This window comes from Pedobacter sp. KBS0701 (genome assembly GCF_005938645.2).
Taxonomy (GTDB): domain Bacteria; phylum Bacteroidota; class Bacteroidia; order Sphingobacteriales; family Sphingobacteriaceae; genus Pedobacter.
Genome location: NZ_CP042171.1, coordinates 5,348,085 through 5,368,419 on the forward strand (window position 1 = coordinate 5,348,085; position 20,335 = coordinate 5,368,419).

The following is a 20,335-nucleotide window of genomic DNA, read 5'->3' on the forward strand; positions in this document are numbered from 1 at the left end:
GAGGGGACATGGCTAACTACTGTTCCAATAAAGCTGAATTTTCTGGAGAAAACAGTCAAATGGTCCTAGAGCATTTTTCTTCGATGGGTTATGACTCTCCGCCCTTTTATGACATATTGATCGATAACGATGCGGTCCATTTCGAATCGCGGTGGATTCCGCCGATTAAGGATCTCTGTGAGATAGCAGAAAACTATGGGGTCGATTTTAAGCTTGTCTATCAGGTTCCACATGAGCGCATCAAGGAAAAGTATAGCTACACTTGTCTACAGAACAGAAATCTTGAGGGGCTAGCAAACGATCTAAAAGCGCTGATCTTAAAAGCGACGTCCGTCTATGACCTGGAAAAAGCAACCGAATCCATCAATGATAAGGGACAGGGTTCCCACATCAACCAGAACGAGTGGACGGTTCTTGCTCATCTGGCCGAGAAAAAGTACAATGAGATCGCGACCCCGGCCCAACAGCCAGATCAGGATACCTCAGATTTCAGAAGGAGAATAGGCAGGTAATCGGCACGCTAAAAGCGGCGGCGAGAAGCTTTGGATTTTCGCCAGATGTACCCGGCAAATCCCAGGCACAACGCAAGCATGATGGCACCACTCATCGTGGAATTTTTCATCGAGATACCAGAAAGCATCACTCCAGCACTGAGCACGGAAAAAATGAGGAACAGGAAAAAAGTTTTCATAACACTGGATTATAGTGTCCTAGCGTCCAATTCCGTTCCGTTTTTCTCTATTTCTAAAAAAAATAAATTTTCTGCTAATTCATTTTGATATGTGACTTAAAGGTCTACATTTGACCCTGAGAGCGTTAATTTAAGATACAGGCAGATTTGGATTCGTCCGGTCTGTCTGTTCTTTTTTCCCCGCCGCTCATCTGATGGAATCCTTCCACTTGCTTCACATCTCCGCCAGTAGTTTTTCTCAAGTTATATTTAAAGCCTTCGGCAATGAACAACTATGAAAGGCCAACCATCGATCCAAAAGCGATATTTTACCATGGCACAGACGCCCATTTCGAATATTTCGACCATTCTTTCAAGGGCAGTAACACAGGATATGACAACACTGTGCACGGCTTTTTCTTTGCAGACAAAATAGAAAACGCACAACTTTTTGGCAACACCATCATTACCGCCAATTTGGACATCAAAAATCCCCTGGACCTGCGGCTGCATTCAATCTTCAATGACCAGAGCCAGGCATCGACCATTTGGAAAATCCTCTCTGGAGAAACGTTGACCGGGCGAAAGGCACTTCAGACCATCAACGATGAAATCGGCCTAGGGGAGATTCACGAGATGTACGACTACCTGCACAATGAAGATGCAAACGATATAATGATCGCCGAAGGCTACGATGGTATTCTGTCCAGCCTTGGCAATGAACAGATCGAGTACGTGGTCTTTTCCGCCACTCAAGTCACTGTTCTTTCAATCGACCGGGGATTAGCACGGGGACGCTTTCGGTAAAATATCGATTATAGATTGCTAATCTACCTTTTCCACTCCCATCATTCCCAATCCTCTTATTATTCATCTGTTTTCTACCATGGAAGAAATTAAGGCAACTGCTCCGGATCAAATGGTTCCGGTTCCAATTTCCTATACCGTTACTATAGCTGACAAATCAAAACCCAAAAAACAGCCGCGGATCTATACCGTAAATATCATCCTCGTACCCCAGGGCGAGGAACAGGCTAGGATTAAACGTTCGATAATTGAGGGTATCGTTAAGCGAACGATCGTTAAATAGTCTCGTATTGGCCCGCTCCGTAAAATACCAGTTATTTCCCGGGAGGGCAAACGGCTACAATCACTCTAAGCCGCCTCGACCATCTTACAAAAAATGAAAACGGGAACAACCATTACGACTGTTCCCGTTTTATCTAAATTAACGCTCTCCATATTAAGACGCTAGTCATTCCAAAATATTGCGTTACCGTATTAATTTTTTTTAAGCCTGAAAATACATCAGCCGACCTTCGGATAGGCTGTTAGTTTTACGGCCTTCATTACTTTACTTCTTAAAGAGCAATTCGAGCTCCTTTAGATTGCCAGCTGAGGGGAATGATTCCCCTTTCTCCCAGCTTCCTACCGTGCTGGCATCTACCCCCAACATTTCTCCAAGCCGTTTATGGCTCAATCCCTTCCTCCACCTGTACGCTTTTAATCTCCCCTCAAATTTCTTTTCATTAACCTTAACAAGACTGTAACCTAAAAAAAGCTGGATTGCAGGATAATGCTGTATCTGGGGCTTGCTTTTATTGTTTTCCCAATACGTAACACAGTCTGTACTAACCCCCAAAATTTTAGCTAAGTCACTCTGTAACAGCTTCAATTCCATTCGTTTCTTCCTCAGGTGTTCTCCGACCGTCTTGGGGTTTTTCGGGTAGGAAATTGGCATAGGTTTCTTTATTACTCGTTTAAAATGAACTGTTATCAACGCATGAATGCCCATGTGGTTTTTACAATCACCCGGAGAAAGATTGTGTTTGTGCACCTGGTGTGGTGCAAAAATACCTGAGTAAAATATCAGGACCGCTTTTAGACCGGATAGATCTGCATGTAGAAGTAACACCCGTTAATTTTACAGAATTAGCCTCTACTGCAGAAACAGAAAGAAGTAACCTCATCAGGGAACGTGTAATTAAAGCACGGGAAATTCAGGATCTACGTTTTGCGAATAAAGAAGAACTGCATTGCAATGCCCAAATGAGTCCGAAAATGGTTCGCAAAGTATGCCAGATCAGCGATGAAGGAAACATCCTCCTAAAATCAGCTATGGAAAAATTAGGTCTTTCGGCCCGTGCCTACGACCGGATTTTAAAAGTTGCACGGACCATTGCCGATTTAGATGGAAGTGATACCGTAGAATTGGAACACTTAGCAGAATCGATTAATTACAGGAGTTTGGATAGGAATGGGTGGGCAGGGTAATTCTTTACACAAAGAGCGGTTTAATTTGCTCGTTATCTTGATAAAGATTAAGTTTATTGATCAGCAAATACCATATATGAAAAATTTATCTTCTTATTTTTGTGCTCATTTCATAATTTATGTCGTATGAAAAATATTACAGGCATATTGTTATTATTAATTTCTGTTCAGTTATTTGCCCAAAGCGATCACCCTCAAATCCCTAAAACAGGCACTAATACAAATGCATTTGTTCCAAAAGGGTGGAAAATAATTTATCGGGCCAAAGGTGATTTAAATAAAGATCATTTACCTGATGAAGCGATCATTATCCAGAATACCAATCCAAAAAATATCATCAAAAACGACGGTATGGGCAGTGATAAACTGAATGTGAATCCTCGCATTCTTTTGGTACTTTTTAAAACATCCGGAAATTACAGCTTAAAGGCTCAAAATACCAGTTTCATTCCACCTGAAAATGATGCAGAGAACACTTGCCTTGCCGATCCTTTGCAGGAAACGGGTGCCATCAGCATAAAAAACGGCACGCTCATTTTAAGTTATCAATATTGGCTGAGCTGTGGCTCCTACGGGGTGAGTAATCTTGATTATACATTCAGGTTCCAGAATCAAAAAATGGAGCTGATTGGCTTTGATATCAAGAGTTATAGTCGATCTTCGGGAGAAGAAACCATTACCAGCCTTAATTTCTCCACACGAAAAAAAAGTGAAACCTCTGGTGGCAATATGTTTAGCGACAAAACCAACAAACCAAAAACGGTATGGAAAAAGTTTAATTGGGGCAGATTGTTTACACTTGATGAAATAACGGAAGAGCTTGCCCAGAAACTTTCAGAAATATAACATAGATATATTATAAGATGCCAAACATGATCAGGATATTTTTTCTATGCTTCATATTTATTTCCAGTCATTCGTTTGCTCAAAAAGTATTCAATCAGCCAACCGCAACAGGAATCTGGCAATACATTTATCCTTTTAAAAATAAAGACTATGTACTCGCTATACAGCATTTAATTACTGAAAAAGAACCTTCGGGAGAATTATGCCATGCCAATATCTATTTCGGTAAAAGAGGCGTAAAAACCGATAAAATCTTTTGGAAAGAAAACATAGAAATGCGCCACGTCACTGACAATATCACTTACGAAGACTATAACAACGACGGTGTAAAAGATCTGTTAATTTTCGAAGATACAGGTGCCAGGGGAGGAAACTCGTTTTACAATCTTTACCTTGTTAATCCCAAAAACCATACCTTAACCAGGGTCAAAGATTTCGACAAAATTGTTAACCCCAGTTACAACAAAAAATACAAAATAATTATGAGTTATGGTTTAACCGGTACCAATTATTATCAGTTGCATAGATTTAATAAAAAGCTCGTACCATATAAAATTGGCGAACCTTTCGACGATACTGACAATTTAGATCTGGATAAAAAGATTGCCGCAATCTTAAATAATAATAATCCAAAACTGCAGATCAAAAAGATAAACAATTAGCGCATCAATAAATGAACACTAAAAAAATAATAAAACTGCTGTTCTCCGCCTTTATTTTGGGCCTTATTGTAGTGTTTGGTATTAATTTGTTAGTCAAACACCAAACTGATCCACTGATTTACTTCAACCCGCAAAACGTACCAAAAGCAAGGGTAGCCATTATTTTTGGAGCAGGCATAAACAATAATAAACCCAGTAAATATTTAAAAGACAGGCTTGATGCGGGTATAAAACTTTATAAAAACCATAAAATTGATAAAATTTTGCTGTCAGGGGATAATGGAAGTGATGCACACGACGAACTTACTGTAATGAAACTTTACTGTTATGAACATGGTGTTGATACCAATAAAATTTACCTGGATTATGCAGGTTTTGATAGCTACTCGACACTTTACAGATCAAAATTTATTTTCAATATAGACACCGCAATTCTGGTATCGCAAAAATATCATTTAAATAGATGTATCAGCACCGGCAATAAACTAGGAATAAAATCTTATGGTTTTGCTGCTGATCAAGGAACATATCAAGGCTTCAAATACGCCTCATTCAGAGAGTATTTTGCTATAGCAAAATCTAAAATCGATCTGATTATGGGCAGGAAACCCCATTTTTTAGGTGAAACGGTTAATATTAACGGACCATCAAACTACACCAAAGAATAGCATGAAACACCGCTCATTTTGTTTTGACTATTTTTTACTTGTAACCCTGTTCACAAAAAAGATTGCGATCCTGAAGCACCTTATTTAGCTGATTTACTAAAAAACAACAGTAAATTAAAAAGGTTGAAATGCTGGACTTTATCAATGGCTAAATTGAACAAGTTCATTTAAACTGAACAGTTTTATTGCTTTCAACTGATCAGTCCAGGTTTGAAAATAGATTATTTAACAGTCCAAGCTAAAATAAAGAATTACCCTAACAAAAGCCTAATATACAACTACTTAATAAACAAATTTAAGATCCCTGCTTTCCAATACCTCATCTCATTTACAGATCATATTTTTTGTTTGGCATAGTCATTGTCATAACACTGTTACATTTATGACCTATTTAAAAATTAAAAAAGTGAAAGAGATGAAAAAAACAGTTCAAATTTTCAGCATGCTTTTAATAGCATTAACCGTAATGGTATCGTGTAAAAAAGATACTGACCCTGCAGATCGCGATTTCTTTGTAGGCACGTACAAAGGTTCGGTTTCATACCGCAGTGGAGAAAATACTATTACCAGTAGCGATGGAAAAGTAACCGTAAGTAAAGTTGGCGAAACCTATAATTTTTACTTTGGCAACAACATTCCGGATATTACGGGAGTAAAATTCGAAAAGAAAGGCGATAACAGCTACGTAAGTATTGGCTCGGGCCTAACAGGCATTAGCATCGACGCCAGCAACCTAACCATCAGGGTAGTTAGAGACAGCCAGCTTTGGACGGCAGATTGTACCAGATAACAAGGAATATTTAAAAATAATGCCCGATTAGATCGGGCATTATTTTTTTGCCTTTCCCCAGTCCAAAACCAAAAAAATGCGTTTCATGCTTAATTTAGTTAAATTTATAGCATGAGTTTTGAATTAAAAACACACCTCGAAGAAATCATTTCCCTCACCGATCAGGAGTTTGAGCATATAGCGGCACATTTCAAATCAAAAACGCTTAAAAAACACCAATACCTGATACAGGAAGACGAATTTGTCAATCACATTTATTTTGTTGTTAAAGGTTTATTAAAGGCCACTTTTACAGATGCCAATGGTAAAGAGTATATTATCCAGTTTGCGATGGAAAACTGGTGGCTTTCCGATTTCAGGGCTTTTTATGGTCATGTTAAATCAATTACCAATATCAGCTGCCTGGAAAACTCCGATCTGCTCTCCATCAGCAAAGATAATTTAGATCAGCTATGCAGCGAAAGCCATAAAATGGAGCATTTTTTCAGGATAAAAAACAGTTTGGGCTACGTAGCTTTACAGCAAAGGATTTTATCACTTTTGACCACAAGCCCGAAAGAGCGTTTTGAACAACTCGCTCAACAGTATCCCCAATTGATGCAACGGGTTTCTAAAACAATAATCGCAGCATACCTGGGCATTTCCAGAGAAACCTTAAGCAGGCTTTCCGCAAAAGTGTGATTTTGCGCACATTAAATTTGTGATCGAAGTCCTTTGCTGCCTTAACAAACAGCACTAATTTTGTGATACACTTAGCATAAAAAATATGAATAAGAAAGTTTTATTCGTGCTTACTAGCCACGACGAATTAGGAAATACAGGTTTAAAAACAGGTTTTTGGTCAGAAGAATTGGCGGCGCCATATTATGCCTTAGCCGACAAAGGTATTGATATTGTATTGGCCTCACCAAAAGGTGGTCAGCCACCAATAGATCCTAAAAGTGAAGATCCTTCTTTTCAAACCGAAACGACGAAAAGAATGGACAAAGACACTGTTCTTTTGGCCAAATTAAAAAACACCACTCCATTGGCCGATATAATAATGGATGATTATGATGCAGTTTTTTATCCTGGTGGCCACGGACCACTTTGGGATTTAGCAGAAAGCGCAACTTCACAACAGCTCATTACCGAGTTCTATACCGCCAGCAAGCCTGTTGCTTTTGTATGTCATGCTCCTGGAGTGCTTAAGGATGTAAAGATAGATGGTGAATACTTGGTGAAAGGAAAAAATGTAACCGGATTTACCAATACCGAGGAAGAAGCCGTACAATTAACAAATATAGTTCCTTTCTTAGTAGAGGATATGTTGATAAAAAATGGTGGTCATTACAGTAAGATAGCTGATTGGAATCCCTATGCTGTAGTTGACGGCTTATTGATTACCGGACAAAATCCTGCCTCATCAGAAAAAGTTGCAGAAGAATTATTAAAGCTCCTTGCCTAAATTTAAATCCTCAACACGGAGTGGTTTAGCCAAGCCTTGTTGAGGATTGCTTATTATAATTCGTCTTCTTCCTCGTCTTCAGGTTCGGGCACATAATTTTCAATCGCCTGCCCAATTGCATTCACCTCTTCATCTTCCTCAAAAATTGGAAGTTCTGTTTTATAATCCATTTTCAACCAGATCGATGAAGTATCTTTTTGGATCTGAATATATTCTCTTCCATCTTTGAAAATGGTGTATGAATCATTCCCCTCTGGAAAAACTGAATAATTAATTGGTCCTATCTCTATATCAAAAGGTTCTTGCATAACTGATATTTTCTTGCAAAGATAAAAATCTTTTTGTTGAGCTAGCTAAGCCATACGCCAGACTTTGTTATCTTTATCCTAATAAATTTTAACCTATGGATTTTTCAAAAGCAGACAATAAAGTTGCCCGAAAATTATTCGAAGTCGCTTTACAACGGGAACTAAAAAACGAAATGCAGGTATTTTCCGAAATTTTAGACCAATGGAAAACACAACAGCCTGAAGACAACAGAGACGATTATTACAAAATTTTTACTGCTGTAACAGATTTCGACAAGCACATCGCCAGAAGATACGACGGGCTTAGAAATTCATGGTTTTTAGGTACTATAACTGCTCTGCTTGTAGAAAAAATCATCACAGCAGCTGATTTAGAAGATTTTTCGGAAGAGGCAAAAAGTGAAATATCAAGGAGCCTTAAATTCAGAGAAGTTAATCAATTATAAATAAGTTCAAATTCAGGAAAGGTAGAGGTCTGATTTTACTTTGTAAAGAAATTACGATTATTTCAGTGTGCATTGTGGTTTTTCTCTGCGACCTCCGTGTTAAATGAAATTAAAAAATTACGCATGATTGTTTAAAAATCCCATCATTTATACTACTTTACGGCTAAAGATTTTACGCGATAGATAAGAAGATGAAGTTAACGTTTTGGGGCGCAGCACAACAAGTAACAGGCAGTATGCACCTGCTCGAAATTGGGCATTATAAAATATTGATAGATTGTGGATTAGATTACGAGAAGGAAACCTACCAGGAAGAAAACCAACAATTCCCCTTCGATCCGGCAAGTATAAACCTGGTAATTTTAACTCACGCGCATATTGATCATTCTGGTAATCTGCCCACATTGGTTCGACTGGGTTTTGACGGCCAGGTGCTTTGTACACCACCAACCGCCGATCTTACTTCGATATTGCTGTTCGATTCTGTTGAGCTTTTTTTAAGAAAAGCCGGCAGAAAACCACGTACTAAACGCGGTAACTTCAGCGGACCAAAACCATTGTACCTGCACAAGCACGTAATGGACACGATCGATCGTTTTGTAACCATTGCTTTCAACAAACCTTTCAAAATTAATGGCGATATCAGCTTAACTTTTGTCCCTGTTGGTCATTTGCTGGGTGCTGCAGCAGCCATTTTAACCATAAATGATCAGGGTGCAGAGAAAAAAATAGCTTTTACCGGCGATATCGGCAGAGAAAATTACCCGGTTTTAGTTAACCCAGAACCACTGCCAGAAGTAGACTATATAGTAAGCGAAGCAACTTATGGAGGCAGAATGCATACCAAAGACCAAACGCTTGAAGACCGCCTGGTTCAGGAGATTACCGAAGCCTGTATCAAAAGTCCTGGACGATTGATTATTCCGGCATTTAGTATTGGCCGTACACAATCGCTGGTATTTGCCTTAAACCAGATATTTACCAAAAAACTGTTGCCCCCCATTCAGATTTTTGTAGATAGCCCTATGGCCATTCAAGCGACCGAAGTTTACCGTAAACACCATAACCTGGTAAATCAGGAAGCGAAAGATTTTTACCAGACTATGGGTGATGAGTTTGAATTTGAGCATCTGGCTTACGTTCAAACCATGAAAGAAAGTAAAGATGTTTCTAATTATTTCGATCCCTGTATCATTATTTCCTCTGCCGGCATGTTAGAGGGTGGAAGGATCCAGGATCACCTGTATTATAATATTCAGAACTATTATTGCACCATCCTTTTTATTGGTTACTGTGCAAAAGGGACCCTTGGATACAAGTTATTAAGCGGAGCACCTATTGTTCGCATTAAAGACCGCGAAATGATGGTTTACGCCACCATCCGTAAAACTGACCTCTTAAGCGGCCACGGCGATCATAACGATTTAGTGAAAACAATTAAACAAACCGGTCAGCCTAAAAAAGTTTTCCTGGTGCACGGCGAGGATAAAAGCCTGCAAAGTTTATCACAGGCATTGCAGGAAGATGGCTTTAATGTGGCGGTACCTGAAAGGGGAGAGGTTTTTGAACTTTAGTTCAATCGGTCGTCGTGTTAATAGTCCATGGTCCTTTGGCTCATAGTTGATGGCCATTGCGGCTAAAAAACCATGGCCAATGAACTATCAACCAAAAAAAGATTCTTCGCTGCGCTCAGAATGACAATAATATCACTTCCTTACTTGCCCATTACCCCGTACTACCCATTTATAACTGGTCAGTTCCTCCAAGCCCATTGGTCCGCGGGCATGGAGTTTTTGCGTACTAATGCCAATTTCGGCACCAAGACCAAACTGGGCACCATCGGTAAAACCAGTAGAAGCGTTGGCATACACCGCAGCCGCATCTACTTCATTTAAAAATTGGGCAATATTGTCTGCATCTTCAGAAATAATGGCTTCGCTATGTTTCGAACTGTAATCGGCAATGTGGTTTAATGCTTCTGCAAAATTCGCTACAACTTTGACCGCCAGTTTTAACGATAAAAACTCCGTTCCAAAATGTTCTGGTGTGGCTTGGTTTAGTAAGTGAGCAGGATAAGAAGATTTTAATACTCCATAGCTTTTCTCATCAGCGTATAATTCTACATTTCCATCAGCCAAAGGAGATAAAAGTGCAGGTAGATCATTCTGTCTATTTTCGTTAATTAACACACAATCTAAAGAATTACAAACGCTCACCCTCCTGGTTTTAGCATTAAAAATAATTGCCTTGCCTTTCTCTAAATCACCCGATTCATCAAAATAAGTATGTACAATGCCTGCACCGGTTTCAATAACCGGGATTTTACTGTTTTCCCGCACGTAATTAATCAACGATTGGCTTCCTCTCGGAATCAATACATCCACAAATCCCCTTGCATTTAATAAAGCTTCGGTTGCGGCCCTTTCTGCAGGCAGTAAGGTTAAAACATCGCGGTTTATTTTATGATTATCCAACACCCCATGTATTACCTTTGCAATTGCGAGATTAGAAAATTCAGCGTCACTTCCACCTTTTAACACGGCAACATTCCCGGTTTTAAAACAAAGCGAAAATACATCGGCAGTAACATTCGGCCGTGCTTCGTAAATCACACCCACAACACCTAAAGGCACACTAACCTTTTGGATGTGGAGTTGGTTATCCAATATTTTATCAGAAAGGACTTTACCCAATGGACTGTTTAAGCCTGCAACATTTTTAAGGTCATTAGCAATATCTGCAATACGTGCTGCGCTTAATTTTAACCTGTCGTATTTAGGGTCTTCGATAGGCATTTTAGCTAAATCCTTCGCGTTTTCAATAAGAATTTCGGCTGTATTAGCCAATAGAGCTTCTGCCAGATCCTTTAAAACAGTATCTGTTGTTTCTTTGCCCAAACTAATCAAAGTGCGACTAGCCTGTTTCGCTTTTTCGAAGTATTGTTTGTAATTCATGTTGTTAATTATTAACCGTAAAGAGCGCTAAGTTTTTCGCAGAGAACACTAAAGTTAATTGCATATTTACGACCTTGTTTACCCTATCTCTGTGTACCTTCGCGCATCTCTTTGCGTCCTTTGCGGTAAACCCCTTTAAATAGCCGAGTAAAAATAATCATAATGCACAAGCGCTTTTTGCTTTTTCAGTCCGATTCTTTCTCTGGCTTTATCAGAACCGTATTCTGCGATACCCAATCCGATCAGGTTATGCTGTTCATCAATAATCTTAATAATATCGCCTTTTAAAAAATCCGTCTGGATTTCAATAATTCCCACGGGTAATAAACTGGTGGCTTTACCAGAGGTTAGTACCGTTTTAGCGCCATCATTTAGTTTGACTATTCCTGTAGCGGCGGTTTCTGAATGAGCAATCCATTTTTTTTTGCCTGACTTGCTTTTCTCGGGAACAAAGCGTGTATGCACCAGTTCATTGTTCAATAGAGAAGTCAGCACATCATCTTTCGTTCCATTGGCAATATGAACCGTTATACCCAATTTAGCCACTTTTTGTGCCATGGTCGATTTGGTAATCATTCCACCCCGGCCGAATTGTGATTTTCCGGTTTGTATAAAGGATGCCAGGTTAGCAACCGAACCATTAATTTCCTCAATAACAGCCGAACCCTCAACTTTCGGATCACCATTATAAATACCATTTACATTCGATAAAATAATCAACGCATCGGCATTTAACATGGAGGCGATTAGCCCTGCCAGTTCATCATTATCCGTAAACATCAGCTCAGTAACCGAAACTACATCGTTTTCATTCACCACCGGGATTACTTCATTTTGAAGCAAAATCTGCAGGCAGTTTTTCATGTTCAGATAATGCGCCCGGTCTCGGAAATCTTCTTTCGTAACCAAAACCTGCGCGCATTGTATAGCATGGGCAACAAAGAAATTGGAGTAGGTATTAATCAGTTTTACCTGACCAATGGCCGCCAATAGCTGTCGGGTAGTTACCGCATCCTGTTTTTCGGATACTTTAATCAAACTTCTGCCCGATGCTACCGCACCAGAAGACACCAAAATCACTTCAATACCCTGCTTTTTAATATCCGCCAGTTGATTTACAAGGTGTTCAATCCTCACTTCATCCGGCAAACCATTCGCTTGCGTAATTACATTCGAACCAACCTTAACAACTATCTTTTTGTATTCTAATTTCATTATGATTTCAAACCGTTTGGATGTGGCAATTTACCATCAATTTTTCTAATTCAGATGATTATCTATAGGCTTGATGGATTTTTGCTAAAATGGAAATGAGTTTGGGGTTGAGCGTTTGGGGTCTATTAACCGATTTAAACAATTAACCAGTTAACAATCGCCCACTAATGAGCAAGTTACAAATGAACTATTTTTTAAGTCCGAAGTCTGAGGACCGAGGTCAGAAGTGTTAGTTGCCTACAACAATTAACCGATTAACCCTCTACAACAATTTGAAGGTAACAATCTAACCATTCAATAATTAAACAATTTCTTTTACAATTAACCATCACGCCACTAATCAACCAATGGCTAATGAACTATTGAACTAAATTATTAAATTGCAATTGAACCGAAATCAAACCGCTATGAAACGTATCTTACCCAGCCTTATATTGCTCAGTGCAATTACGGCCTGTAATCAACCTCAAAAGAAAGAAATGAAAGCAATAAAGTGGCCTGATGTAAAGGCGCCCATAGCGGAAATTATTCCGCACCAAAGAGTTATACACGGCGATACCGTAGTAGATAATTATTATTGGATGATCGATTACTTTAAAAAAGGTCCTGACAGCACAAAGGTTGTCGATTATTTAAAAGCCGAAAATACGTATCTCAACACAATGATGAAAAGCACAGATCAATTTCAGGCGGATCTGTTTAAGGAAATGAAAGGTCGGATCAAAGAAAAAGACGAATCGGTTCCTGTTTTTAGAAATGGCTACTACTATTATTCACGGACAGAGGATGGACAGCAATATTTTAAATACTGCCGTAAAAAAGGAAGTTTATCTGCAGCGGAAGAAATCTTGCTGGATGTAGATCAACTGGCAAAAGGCCATTCCTATTACAGCGCCAGCGGATTTAGCGTTAGTCCCGATAATAAACTTTTAGCTTTTGGTGTCGATCAGGTTTCGCGCCGTCAGTATACCATTAACATTAAAAATTTAGAAACTGGCGAAATTTTAAAAGATGCCATTATCAATACCGAAGGTGGGGTGGCATGGGCCAATGATAATAAAACGTTCTTTTACACGTCAAAAAATCCGGTTACGCTACTAAGCGAAAAAATCAAAAAACATATACTCGGCGCAGATGCCAAAACAGATGCGGTAGTTTACGATGAGAAAGATAATACCAACTATATCGGTGTAGGCAAATCAAAAAACGGAAAGTATATTTTTATCGCCTCACAGGGAACGCTCACCTCAGAATATAAAATAGTCGATGCCGACCACCCGGAAAGCCCCTTTAAAGTTTTTGCAGCCCGATCAAAAGACGTATTATATGATGTAATGCCTGTTGATGACAAATTTTTGATCTTAACCAACTGGAACGCTAAGAATTTCCGTTTAATGGAATGTCAGCTGGATAAAACCGAAAAAGAAAACTGGAAAGAAGTGATTCCGCACCGTGCCGATGTGTTATTGGAAAGTGCTGAAGAATTTAAAGATTTTACTGTTTTATCAGAGCGTAAAAACGGATTAACCGAGCTACGAGTACTCAAAAAAGACAAAAGCGATTATTATATTAAATTTGACGAACCTGTTTATGACGCTGGCGTAGGGGCTAACCCCGAATATAACAGTACAACCTTACGTTATTCATATACCTCATTAACTACTCCAAACTCTACCTATGATTACGATCTGGTAAAAAAAGACCAGAAACTAATGAAACAACAGGAGGTTTTGGGTGGCTATAATCCAAAAGATTATGTTACTGAACGTGTTTTTGCAACGGCGAAAGATGGCACTAAAGTACCAATTGCCCTGGTTTATAAAAAAGGCTTCGAAAAGAATGGAGAATCGCCTTTGTTACTTTATGGTTATGGCTCTTATGGAGCAAATTCTGATGTTTATTTCTCTTCACCACGTTTAAGCCTGTTGGATCGTGGTTTTGTATTTGCCATCGCCAATATCCGCGGCGGACAGGAAATGGGCCGCCAATGGTACGAGGATGGAAAACTGATGAAAAAGAAAAATACATTCACCGATTTTATTGCAGCAGGGGAATATTTAATTGATCAGAAATATACCTCAAAAGGCCATTTATATGCACATGGTGGCAGTGCCGGCGGTTTATTAATGGGCGCAGTGGTTAATATCGCGCCTGATTTATGGAATGGTGTGATTGCCGATGTTCCATTTGTAGATGTGGTTAATACCATGCTTGATGAAAGCATTCCGCTTACTACAAACGAATTTGATGAATGGGGAAACCCAAAACAAAAAGCAGCTTATGATTACATGAAAAGCTATTCGCCTTACGAAAACGTAGAGAAAAAAGCTTACCCAAATATGTTAGTTACAACCGGTTTACACGATAGCCAGGTGCAGTATTTTGAGCCGGCAAAATGGGTAGCCAAATTAAGGGCAACCAAAACCGATAAAAATGTGCTGTTGCTGAAAACCAACATGGAATTTGGCCATGGTGGCGCCTCCGGCCGTTTCGACTATTTAAAAGATGTGGCATTACGCTGGGCCTTTTTATTCTCGCTGGAGGGAATAACGAAATAATTTTTTTACCCGGCTCGTCATTCCCAACTTGATTGGGAATCTTAATGCATAAACGCTTTAGGATTCCCGCTTGCGCGGGAATGACGACCATCTTTTTAAAATTTAAATCAAAACCTATTTCACCCCACAATGAACACCAAACTAAAAACACTCCAAATTATTCACCTCGCATTATGCTCAGGTGTTTTCCTCTTTGCATTGGTAACCATCTTCCTTAACCGCGAAATCATGTTTTTTGATGCCAATCCGCAAACCACTGCACCTTTTAACCCTATATTTCCAATTATGGGGCTGATTACCATATCAGGAAGCATTTTCTTTTACAGAAATTTAATTTCTAAAATCGATAAATCTGCCTCTGCCGATACGAAGATCAATATGTACCAAAGTGCTTTTATCATCAGTTCGGCACTTTTAGAAGGCGGGGCGCTTTTTAATATCGTTGGCTTTTTTATCACACACAACTCTTTCTTCTTAATCTTTGGCCTCGCTAATTTTGTTTTTTTAGTCCTTAAGAGACCAACAAAAGATAAATTGATTTCCGCCTTACAATTGCAATACCCCGATACAGAGGCTTTGTAAGCAATTAGCCTTATCTTTGCCCCTCAATGGAATACAATGTTCACACCCTGCCAAACGGCATACGCTTATTGCATGTGCCTTCGGCTTCAGCCATATCTCACGCTTGCATTATCATCAATACAGGATCACGCGATGAACCTGAAAATAAAGCAGGTTTAGCGCATTTTATCGAACATTTAATTTTTAAGCGGACTGAAAAACGAAGTACCAACCAAATTTTAAACCGTTTAGAAAGCGTTGGCGCAGATTTAAATGCCTATACTACAAAAGAATATACTTGCGTACATGCGTCTTTTTTAAATCCCTATCTCGATCGGACATTAGATCTTTTTAACGATATTATGTTCCATTCTACTTTCCCGGAAGAGGAAATGGATAAAGAAAAAAGCGTGATTCTGGATGAAATTTCATCTTATTTAGATCAGCCCGAAGAAGCCATCAATGATGATTTCGAAGATATGCTTTTCGCCGGGCATGCATTGGGTAATAACATTCTGGGCACAACAGAATCAGTTCAAAACTTTACACGCGAGGATGTCATCAATTTCAGAAAAGCCAATTACCGCACCAACGAAATCGTGGTGGCCATTTTAGGAAATTATACTTTAAACAACATTGTAAATAAAGGAAGCAAACATTTTGCTGATGTTGAAGAGAACAATCCGGTTAAAAAAAGGATTAAACCAGGCATACTTCCGCAGAACAATACCACCATTTACAAACCGATTATGCAGGCACACTGTATTTTGGGTACACAGGCCTATTCTACCTATCAGTCGCAAAAAGTTCCTTTAATGCTCCTCAACAATTACTTTGGTGGTAATGGAATGAGCTCGGTTTTAAACTTACAGATCAGGGAAAAATACGGAATTGCCTATACCATCGAATCTAATTTCTCGCCGTTACACGATACTGGAATTTTTTCCATTTATTTTGGTACAGATAAGGAAAAACAGACCAGGGCACTCTCTTTAATCTTTAAAGAGATCAAAAAACTTAAAGAGAAACCTTTAAACGAGTTGCAGCTGCAAAAAGCCAAAAACAAATTTATCGGACAGATTGCTTTAGGAGAAGAAAACAGGATTGGTTTAATCATATCAATGGCCAAAAGCCTGATTGATCATGATAAAATAGATTCGTTGGAGACTGTTTTTGAGAAAATTAATGCCGTTACCACCACACAGATGGTTGATGTTACGCATGAAATTTTAGATATTGACAAACTGAATATCTTTACTTTCTGTCCAATAGAGGAATAATTGTTATTTTTGCAAGTCAAATCTTTCAGTTTGTCTTCCTGAGCCTGTCGAAGGACTTAATGATGAGTCTTCGACAGGCTCAGACTGACACCATTTTATAATAATTAAAGAGTTCAGATTCACTTCTGAAAAAAATGCAATACAATGAAATTACCAATAGTAGCTTACGGAGATCCTGTTTTAAAAAAGGTGGGAACTGATATCGATAAAGATTATCCAGAATTAAAACAATTGATCAGCGATATGTTCGACACCATGTATTACGCAAACGGTGTAGGGCTTGCTGCACCGCAGATCGGTTTGCCAATCCGTTTGTTTATTGTGGATACTGGCGAAGACGAAGACGGTAAACCAGGCTATAAAAAAGTATTCATCAATGCCGAAATTTTAGAAGAAACAGGCGAAGCCTGGAGCTTTAACGAAGGTTGTTTAAGTATTCCTGATATCCGAGAAAACATCATGCGTAAACCGAACATCAAGATTACCTATTTCGACGAAAACTGGGTAGAGCATACTGATGATGTTGATGGAATGCCAGCAAGAGTAATCCAGCATGAATATGACCACATCGAAGGTAAATTATTTACCGATAAAGTAAGTGTATTGCGTAAAACGATGCTTAAAAGTAAACTGGATGCGATTTCAAAAGGAAATATCAAAACAGATTACAAAATGAAATTTCCGAACAAGAGCAAGAAAAGATAGGCTTAAATGGAAGATGTAAGAGGGAAAATGGAAACGTTTTCCCTTTCTTATTGCCACAATCTGGATCAATTTCTCATGCGATTCGTCATCCTGATCCGATAGCTATCGGATTTATTTCAGGGTCTTTTTTGCTTTAATTATTAAACCCAACACGCACCTTGGTTCGTGTCTCCACGAACCACTGTTTAGTACACAAACTATTTATCACCCTTCCAGTCCTTCCCTTTAAAGATCGGTTGCGGCTCAACCTTAAAAACAGCATTTAGCGCTTTCCTGCATTCTTCACAATCTGATTTGAAGCCCAAAGAAGTGATTAAATAACAAAACCCAAGCATACCCAATGCGATTAATGAACCAAATGCGAGATTTGGCTCTTGCTCTTTTATCGCCCCAAAAAGAAATATGAGGCAAAAAATTCCTGCGAATAAACACCAAAGCATTAAAAAACCCTTTACAAGCGGCATTAAACTTAGCCTAACATCTATTTTACAACCACTGCCCTCTGCAAATATTTCTCCTGAAATATCTGCCTGAAAAGAGTTTCTATACAATAAATTTCTCTTGATATTAAATGTCGAACCGTAAATATATCCTTTAAATGGTATATTGTCCGGATTTCTGGGAATGAAACGCAGAGAAAGCTTTTGATCTTTTGGTAAAGCGCCCGATAAATTGTCCAAGGCCTCGTTGGCTGAAATATCCGAATGTAATACGAATGATTGAGAGGGAAAAATTTTCATTCCGGATACGTTAAAATCTGAATGACGATAAAATATAATTGCTAATTAAAACCGTCCGCTACACCCAAGACTAAGGACTCCTGACTTAAGACTCCAGACTAATTCGTCCTGCTCTTATCACCATCAAAGATCTGCTGCATCAGCTTACCCCAGGCGAAAGGATTAAGTAGTGGATTGGTTTGAACCATGTTCTTATTGATCATCCTGTCGAAATTATAGCGGTAATTCTGACTGCCGATTTCCTGTCCGTCGCGCGGTAACGTTTGGATCAAGCCATCAATTGACGAACGCGAAAGGTTCTTTTTGGCAATGGCCATATCATCATCGGCCAGTTTCATCGATAAAAACTCGCGGGTAAATTCTTCTGTTGTAGCCCAGGGAAAAACACGCACCGAAGGTAAATCGATCACATTTGCTTTCAATTTAACCATAATGGTGTATTTACTATCAGGTGTACTTTGTGGTATTACGGTTGAGAATTTTTTGTACCCAATGGCCGTAAACAAGATGGTATCGCCAGGGTTAACAATAAAAGTAAAGTATCCCCTGTAATCGGCACCAACCCTTTTACTCTTTGCAGAGAGATTGGTGATGGTTACGTAAGGTATCACATTTGAACTATCGATATCGGTAATAATCCCTGAAAATTGGATGAGTTTATCCTGTGCCGGCTTTTGTTGCGCAAAAGCGGTTAGGGAAAAAATTAGGCAAATCAGGGTAATACAATATCTCATTAAGACAAAAGTAATTTTTATAATAAAACTTTCTAGTTAAATAGTGTTAAAGCTTACTCTTGCTCTGCCATATTTACGGCAACTACCGAAGTGATCTGTGGAACAGCTTTCATAATTGCCTGTTCAATACCCGATTTCATTGTCATGAAACTCATTGGGCAAGAGCCGCAATTACCCAAAAGCTTAAGTTTTACCGTTCCTTCAGATGTAATTTCTTCAACAGAAACATCACCTCCGTCGGCCTTTAAATATGGCCTGATGGTTTCCAATGCCTGTTCTACTTGTTCTGTTAAATTCATTATATATTTTTTAAGGTTATAAAAATAGTAATTTTTTAGCAATTCACCATTTGCGCGTTGTTGATGGAAATCTGCTGTGCAATCTTACTTGCAATATCGCCAAATATGCCATCTAACAAAGGATTTTGGTTCAATGCTACCGGTTTTCCTTGATCTCCGGCTTCAGAAATACTCTGGATAATCGGAATTTCACCCAAAAATGGCACATCAAAACGTGCTGCAAGTTCTGTACCCCCACCTTTTCCGAAAATGTAATATTTATTATCAGGTAATTCTGCAGGAGTAAAATACGACATGTTTTCAATAACACCTAAAATCGGGATATTGATTCCTGGCATCCTGAACATCGCTAAACCTTTATGTGTATCGGCCAGAGCAACCTGCTGAGGTGTAGTAACCACAACTGCTCCTGAAATCGGGAAACTCTGCGTAATGGTAATGTGAATATCGCCTGTTCCCGGTGGAAGATCAACAATCAGGTAATCCAGTTCGCCCCAATTGGTATCATTAAATAATTGTTTTACCGCATTTGAGGCCATTGGACCGCGCCAGGGCACCGGCTGCCCAGGATCAGCAAAAAATCCTAGCGACAATATTTTGATCCCGTATTTTTCGATCGGCAAAATTTTTGTTTTGCCATCTGCGGTTTCTTCAGCGCCTGGTTTCGCATCAACCAGGTCGAACATGGTTGGCACCGATGGACCATAAATATCGGCATCGATCAGGCCTACTTTGGCACCATCTTTAGCTAATACCACAGCCAGATTGCTCGATACGGTAGATTTACCCACGCCACCTTTTCCTGATGAAACCAAAATAATGTTTTTGATGTTATCTAGTGAAGAGGAGTTGGTTGGCTGCGTAACCCTCGAAGTTACATTGATTACGACTTCTGCCGTTGGCGATACAAAATGTTTAATGGCATTTGTACAGGCATTTTTCAGCATTTCCTTCATCGGGCATGCCGGAGTAGTAAGCTCTAATGTAAAATTGACCTGGTTATCTGTAATCTGTAAATCTTTAATCATGTTTAAAGTCACCAGATCTTTTTTAAGATCGGGATCTTCAACATTTTTAAGCGCATCTAAAACTTGTTGCGGGCTAATCTGCATTGTATGAATTTAAATTCAAAATTAACAAAACATAGCCATAAATACTTTTATTTAGGCTTTTTAACT

Annotated in this window: 24 protein-coding genes and 1 pseudogene; 16 read left to right on the forward strand and 9 right to left on the reverse strand. The window is 39.0% G+C overall.

Annotated elements, in window-relative coordinates; genetic code table 11:
• The first annotated feature begins 8 nt into the window (after positions 1-8).
• Positions 9-512: a hypothetical protein gene (locus tag FFJ24_RS21615; RefSeq protein WP_138819224.1), complete on the forward strand. Its 504-nt coding sequence runs from the start codon at positions 9-11 to the stop codon at positions 510-512.
• Positions 513-520: 8 nt separating this feature from the next.
• Here the strand turns inward: FFJ24_RS21615 and FFJ24_RS26220 are convergent, their stop codons facing one another.
• Positions 521-691 carry a hypothetical protein gene (locus tag FFJ24_RS26220; RefSeq protein WP_168202528.1) on the reverse strand — a complete coding sequence of 57 codons (171 nt, stop codon included), beginning with the start codon at positions 689-691 and terminating at the stop codon, positions 521-523.
• 264 nt (positions 692-955) lie between these two features.
• Between FFJ24_RS26220 and FFJ24_RS21620 the strand changes: the two genes are divergently transcribed.
• Positions 956-1,477: a hypothetical protein gene (locus FFJ24_RS21620; RefSeq protein WP_138819225.1), complete on the forward strand. Its 522-nt coding sequence runs from the start codon at positions 956-958 to the stop codon at positions 1,475-1,477.
• Positions 1,478-1,556: 79 nt separating this feature from the next.
• Complete coding sequence (locus FFJ24_RS21625; RefSeq protein ID WP_138819226.1) at positions 1,557-1,760, forward strand: hypothetical protein; 204 nt, start codon at positions 1,557-1,559, stop codon at positions 1,758-1,760.
• Positions 1,761-2,024: 264 nt separating this feature from the next.
• Here FFJ24_RS21625 and FFJ24_RS21630 read toward each other — a convergent pair whose 3' ends face one another.
• Entirely contained in the window at positions 2,025-2,465 is a 441-nt protein-coding gene (locus FFJ24_RS21630) for a helix-turn-helix domain-containing protein (protein WP_246862676.1), read from the reverse strand.
• Between FFJ24_RS21630 and FFJ24_RS21635 the strand changes: the two are divergent.
• The 7 genes and pseudogenes from FFJ24_RS21635 to FFJ24_RS21665 all read left to right on the forward strand — a co-directional run.
• Positions 2,447-2,944: pseudogene (locus FFJ24_RS21635) on the forward strand (ATP-binding protein); the annotation flags it as partial. The gene FFJ24_RS21630 and the pseudogene FFJ24_RS21635 overlap by 19 nt on opposite strands.
• A gap of 126 nt (positions 2,945-3,070) precedes the next feature.
• Positions 3,071-3,790, forward strand: a complete 720-nt coding sequence (locus FFJ24_RS21640; RefSeq protein ID WP_138819227.1) for a hypothetical protein — start codon at positions 3,071-3,073, stop codon at positions 3,788-3,790.
• Positions 3,791-3,816: 26 nt separating this feature from the next.
• Positions 3,817-4,452, forward strand: a complete 636-nt coding sequence (locus FFJ24_RS21645) for a hypothetical protein (RefSeq protein ID WP_138819228.1) — start codon at positions 3,817-3,819, stop codon at positions 4,450-4,452.
• Between the two features lie 11 nt (positions 4,453-4,463).
• Positions 4,464-5,120, forward strand: a complete 657-nt coding sequence (locus FFJ24_RS21650; RefSeq protein WP_138819229.1) for a vancomycin high temperature exclusion protein — start codon at positions 4,464-4,466, stop codon at positions 5,118-5,120.
• 415 nt (positions 5,121-5,535) lie between these two features.
• On the forward strand, positions 5,536-5,910 hold the full coding sequence (locus FFJ24_RS21655; RefSeq protein WP_138819230.1) for a hypothetical protein: 375 nt from the start codon (positions 5,536-5,538) through the stop codon (positions 5,908-5,910).
• A 111-nt stretch (positions 5,911-6,021) separates the two neighbouring features.
• Positions 6,022-6,591, forward strand: a complete 570-nt coding sequence (locus tag FFJ24_RS21660) for a Crp/Fnr family transcriptional regulator (RefSeq protein WP_138819231.1) — start codon at positions 6,022-6,024, stop codon at positions 6,589-6,591.
• 85 nt (positions 6,592-6,676) lie between these two features.
• Positions 6,677-7,357, forward strand: a complete 681-nt coding sequence (locus tag FFJ24_RS21665; protein WP_138819232.1) for a type 1 glutamine amidotransferase domain-containing protein — start codon at positions 6,677-6,679, stop codon at positions 7,355-7,357.
• 53 nt (positions 7,358-7,410) lie between these two features.
• Here FFJ24_RS21665 and FFJ24_RS21670 read toward each other — a convergent pair whose 3' ends face one another.
• Positions 7,411-7,665 carry a hypothetical protein gene (locus tag FFJ24_RS21670; protein WP_138819233.1) on the reverse strand — a complete coding sequence of 85 codons (255 nt, stop codon included), beginning with the start codon at positions 7,663-7,665 and terminating at the stop codon, positions 7,411-7,413.
• Positions 7,666-7,760: 95 nt separating this feature from the next.
• Here FFJ24_RS21670 and FFJ24_RS21675 point away from each other — a divergent pair, with 95 nt between their 5' ends.
• Both FFJ24_RS21675 and FFJ24_RS21680 read left to right on the forward strand, forming a co-directional pair.
• Positions 7,761-8,111, forward strand: a complete 351-nt coding sequence (locus tag FFJ24_RS21675; RefSeq protein ID WP_138819234.1) for a hypothetical protein — start codon at positions 7,761-7,763, stop codon at positions 8,109-8,111.
• 191 nt (positions 8,112-8,302) lie between these two features.
• Positions 8,303-9,685, forward strand: a complete 1,383-nt coding sequence (locus FFJ24_RS21680) for an MBL fold metallo-hydrolase RNA specificity domain-containing protein (RefSeq protein WP_138819235.1) — start codon at positions 8,303-8,305, stop codon at positions 9,683-9,685.
• 132 nt (positions 9,686-9,817) lie between these two features.
• On the opposite strand, the gene FFJ24_RS21685 is transcribed toward FFJ24_RS21680, so the two are convergent.
• Together FFJ24_RS21685 and proB are read right to left on the reverse strand one after the other, a co-directional pair.
• The gene (locus FFJ24_RS21685; protein WP_138819236.1) at positions 9,818-11,065 is read right to left on the reverse strand and encodes a glutamate-5-semialdehyde dehydrogenase; all 1,248 of its coding nucleotides are present in this window, start codon (positions 11,063-11,065) and stop codon (positions 9,818-9,820) included.
• Between the two features lie 135 nt (positions 11,066-11,200).
• On the reverse strand, positions 11,201-12,280 hold the full coding sequence (gene proB, locus FFJ24_RS21690; protein ID WP_138819237.1) for a glutamate 5-kinase: 1,080 nt from the start codon (positions 12,278-12,280) through the stop codon (positions 11,201-11,203).
• Positions 12,281-12,687: 407 nt separating this feature from the next.
• Between proB and FFJ24_RS21695 the strand changes: the two genes are divergently transcribed.
• From FFJ24_RS21695 to def, 4 genes are all read left to right on the forward strand, one after another.
• Complete coding sequence (locus tag FFJ24_RS21695) at positions 12,688-14,838, forward strand: S9 family peptidase (protein WP_138819238.1); 2,151 nt, start codon at positions 12,688-12,690, stop codon at positions 14,836-14,838.
• 129 nt (positions 14,839-14,967) lie between these two features.
• Positions 14,968-15,420, forward strand: coding sequence for a hypothetical protein (locus tag FFJ24_RS21700; RefSeq protein WP_138819239.1), 453 nt, complete (start codon positions 14,968-14,970; stop codon positions 15,418-15,420).
• A 26-nt stretch (positions 15,421-15,446) separates the two neighbouring features.
• Positions 15,447-16,679: a pitrilysin family protein gene (locus FFJ24_RS21705; RefSeq protein WP_138819240.1), complete on the forward strand. Its 1,233-nt coding sequence runs from the start codon at positions 15,447-15,449 to the stop codon at positions 16,677-16,679.
• A gap of 144 nt (positions 16,680-16,823) precedes the next feature.
• Positions 16,824-17,384 (forward strand): peptide deformylase, encoded by a 561-nt coding sequence (gene def / locus FFJ24_RS21710; RefSeq protein ID WP_025141620.1) that lies wholly within the window; start codon positions 16,824-16,826, stop codon positions 17,382-17,384.
• Positions 17,385-17,581: 197 nt separating this feature from the next.
• Here def and FFJ24_RS21715 read toward each other — a convergent pair whose 3' ends face one another.
• From FFJ24_RS21715 to FFJ24_RS21730, 4 genes are all read right to left on the reverse strand, one after another.
• On the reverse strand, positions 17,582-18,124 hold the full coding sequence (locus tag FFJ24_RS21715) for a hypothetical protein (protein WP_138819241.1): 543 nt from the start codon (positions 18,122-18,124) through the stop codon (positions 17,582-17,584).
• Between the two features lie 98 nt (positions 18,125-18,222).
• The gene (locus FFJ24_RS21720; protein ID WP_138819242.1) at positions 18,223-18,858 is read right to left on the reverse strand and encodes a carboxypeptidase-like regulatory domain-containing protein; all 636 of its coding nucleotides are present in this window, start codon (positions 18,856-18,858) and stop codon (positions 18,223-18,225) included.
• A 53-nt stretch (positions 18,859-18,911) separates the two neighbouring features.
• Positions 18,912-19,157, reverse strand: a complete 246-nt coding sequence (locus FFJ24_RS21725; protein WP_025141622.1) for a NifU family protein — start codon at positions 19,155-19,157, stop codon at positions 18,912-18,914.
• A 35-nt stretch (positions 19,158-19,192) separates the two neighbouring features.
• Entirely contained in the window at positions 19,193-20,269 is a 1,077-nt protein-coding gene (locus FFJ24_RS21730) for an Mrp/NBP35 family ATP-binding protein (RefSeq protein WP_138819243.1), read from the reverse strand.
• Between the last annotated feature and the right edge of the window lie 66 nt (positions 20,270-20,335).

Bases quoted from the DNA above. Each gene is read 5' to 3' on its own strand.
- FFJ24_RS21615 (WP_138819224.1), top strand. From the start codon at position 9: ATGGCTAACTACTGTTCCAATAAAGCTGAATTTTCTGGAGAAAACAGT.
- FFJ24_RS26220 (WP_168202528.1), bottom strand. From the start codon at position 691: ATGAAAACTTTTTTCCTGTTCCTCATTTTTTCCGTGCTCAGTGCTGGA.
- FFJ24_RS21620 (WP_138819225.1), top strand. From the start codon at position 956: ATGAACAACTATGAAAGGCCAACCATCGATCCAAAAGCGATATTTTAC.
- FFJ24_RS21625 (WP_138819226.1), top strand. From the start codon at position 1,557: ATGGAAGAAATTAAGGCAACTGCTCCGGATCAAATGGTTCCGGTTCCA.
- FFJ24_RS21630 (WP_246862676.1), bottom strand. From the start codon at position 2,465: ATGGGCATTCATGCGTTGATAACAGTTCATTTTAAACGAGTAATAAAG.
- FFJ24_RS21640 (WP_138819227.1), top strand. From the start codon at position 3,071: ATGAAAAATATTACAGGCATATTGTTATTATTAATTTCTGTTCAGTTA.
- FFJ24_RS21645 (WP_138819228.1), top strand. From the start codon at position 3,817: ATGATCAGGATATTTTTTCTATGCTTCATATTTATTTCCAGTCATTCG.
- FFJ24_RS21650 (WP_138819229.1), top strand. From the start codon at position 4,464: ATGAACACTAAAAAAATAATAAAACTGCTGTTCTCCGCCTTTATTTTG.
- FFJ24_RS21655 (WP_138819230.1), top strand. From the start codon at position 5,536: ATGAAAAAAACAGTTCAAATTTTCAGCATGCTTTTAATAGCATTAACC.
- FFJ24_RS21660 (WP_138819231.1), top strand. From the start codon at position 6,022: ATGAGTTTTGAATTAAAAACACACCTCGAAGAAATCATTTCCCTCACC.
- FFJ24_RS21665 (WP_138819232.1), top strand. From the start codon at position 6,677: ATGAATAAGAAAGTTTTATTCGTGCTTACTAGCCACGACGAATTAGGA.
- FFJ24_RS21670 (WP_138819233.1), bottom strand. From the start codon at position 7,665: ATGCAAGAACCTTTTGATATAGAGATAGGACCAATTAATTATTCAGTT.
- FFJ24_RS21675 (WP_138819234.1), top strand. From the start codon at position 7,761: ATGGATTTTTCAAAAGCAGACAATAAAGTTGCCCGAAAATTATTCGAA.
- FFJ24_RS21680 (WP_138819235.1), top strand. From the start codon at position 8,303: ATGAAGTTAACGTTTTGGGGCGCAGCACAACAAGTAACAGGCAGTATG.
- FFJ24_RS21685 (WP_138819236.1), bottom strand. From the start codon at position 11,065: ATGAATTACAAACAATACTTCGAAAAAGCGAAACAGGCTAGTCGCACT.
- proB (WP_138819237.1), bottom strand. From the start codon at position 12,280: ATGAAATTAGAATACAAAAAGATAGTTGTTAAGGTTGGTTCGAATGTA.
- FFJ24_RS21695 (WP_138819238.1), top strand. From the start codon at position 12,688: ATGAAACGTATCTTACCCAGCCTTATATTGCTCAGTGCAATTACGGCC.
- FFJ24_RS21700 (WP_138819239.1), top strand. From the start codon at position 14,968: ATGAACACCAAACTAAAAACACTCCAAATTATTCACCTCGCATTATGC.
- FFJ24_RS21705 (WP_138819240.1), top strand. From the start codon at position 15,447: ATGGAATACAATGTTCACACCCTGCCAAACGGCATACGCTTATTGCAT.
- def (WP_025141620.1), top strand. From the start codon at position 16,824: ATGAAATTACCAATAGTAGCTTACGGAGATCCTGTTTTAAAAAAGGTG.
- FFJ24_RS21715 (WP_138819241.1), bottom strand. From the start codon at position 18,124: ATGAAAATTTTTCCCTCTCAATCATTCGTATTACATTCGGATATTTCA.
- FFJ24_RS21720 (WP_138819242.1), bottom strand. From the start codon at position 18,858: ATGAGATATTGTATTACCCTGATTTGCCTAATTTTTTCCCTAACCGCT.
- FFJ24_RS21725 (WP_025141622.1), bottom strand. From the start codon at position 19,157: ATGAATTTAACAGAACAAGTAGAACAGGCATTGGAAACCATCAGGCCA.
- FFJ24_RS21730 (WP_138819243.1), bottom strand. From the start codon at position 20,269: ATGCAGATTAGCCCGCAACAAGTTTTAGATGCGCTTAAAAATGTTGAA.